General features: G+C 69.2%; 2 protein-coding genes. Both read right to left on the bottom strand.

The window, feature by feature from the left end:
* Nucleotides 1-17: 17 nt before the first annotated feature.
* Nucleotides 18-800, bottom strand: coding sequence for an IS630 family transposase (locus IZR01_RS49315; protein ID WP_323746440.1), 783 nt, complete (start codon nucleotides 798-800; stop codon nucleotides 18-20).
* On the bottom strand, nucleotides 689-970 hold a 282-nt coding region (locus tag IZR01_RS51940), incomplete at its 5' end, for a helix-turn-helix domain-containing protein (RefSeq protein WP_228561472.1). The genes IZR01_RS51940 and IZR01_RS49315, both read right to left, overlap by 112 nt.

The raw sequence follows: 970 nt of genomic DNA, 5'->3' as shown, positions 1-970 counted from the left end.
CTAGTAGCTTGTCGCTTCTAATGTTTGGGATATAGGTGGCGGAGTCGGGTGCGGGCGTCGTCGGTGGTGAAGTGCCAGTGGACTTGGCGCTGGTCGGCGTTGACGGCGGTGGCCCAGGCCGCGAGTTCGGTGTTGAGGACTTCGAGGTCGTGGATGCGGCGGTCGAGGCATTGCCGGGTGAGGGCGGAGAGCTCGATCTCGGCGATGTTGAGCCATGACCCGTGTTTGGGGGTGTGGTGGATCTCCAGGCGCTGGGCCAGGGCGAAGGCCTCTTCGGCGGGGAAGGCCTCGTACAGGGAGGCGATGCCGTGGGTGTTGAGGTTGTCCATAACCAGGACCACGCGTTCGGCGTCGGGGTAGTCGCGGGTCAGGAGCGTGCGGACCTGCCCGGCCCAGTCGATCCGGGTGCGCCGTGGCTGGGCGTCGACGCGGCGCCAGCCGGCCAGGGGTTCGACCCAGCAGAAAATCGAGCAGGTTCCGTGCCGTACGTATTCGGAGTCCTCTCGCCGGTCGCGCCCGGGTGCCGCGGGGATCGGGTCGCGCGCGTGGGCGAGCAGCTGGTAGGGCTTCTCGTCCATGCACACCACCGGGCGGCGCGGGTCGTGTCGGCGGGCATAGACGGCCAGCACGTCCTCCATCGCGGCGGCGAACTGCGCGTTGGCCGCCGGCGGTATGGTCCAGCACTTCTTCAGGTGAGGGCGAAGTTCCGTTTTTTTAGCACCCGGCCGATGGTGGAGTGGTCGAGGTCGGGGATGTCTTCGGCCAGCGCGACGTGCTTCTCCAGCAGTCGCAGGCTCCACCGGGCGTGGCCGGCCGGAGCGGCCGAGCAGGCCAGCGCGATCAGCCTGGCCTCGACTTCTCCGGTCACCGGCGAGGCCACCGGCGGGAACGCCCGCTGTTTGCGGCCGACCGTGGCCCACACGTCGCCGCCGGTGTCGGCGAACCGCTTGGCCACCAGCCGCAGCGTCTC

The organism is Catenulispora pinisilvae, from assembly GCF_015356865.1.
Classification (GTDB): Bacteria; Actinomycetota; Actinomycetes; order Streptomycetales; family Catenulisporaceae; genus Catenulispora; species Catenulispora pinisilvae.
Note: the sequence above shows the minus strand (reverse complement) of the source record. Positions and strands in the feature narration are given on the sequence as shown.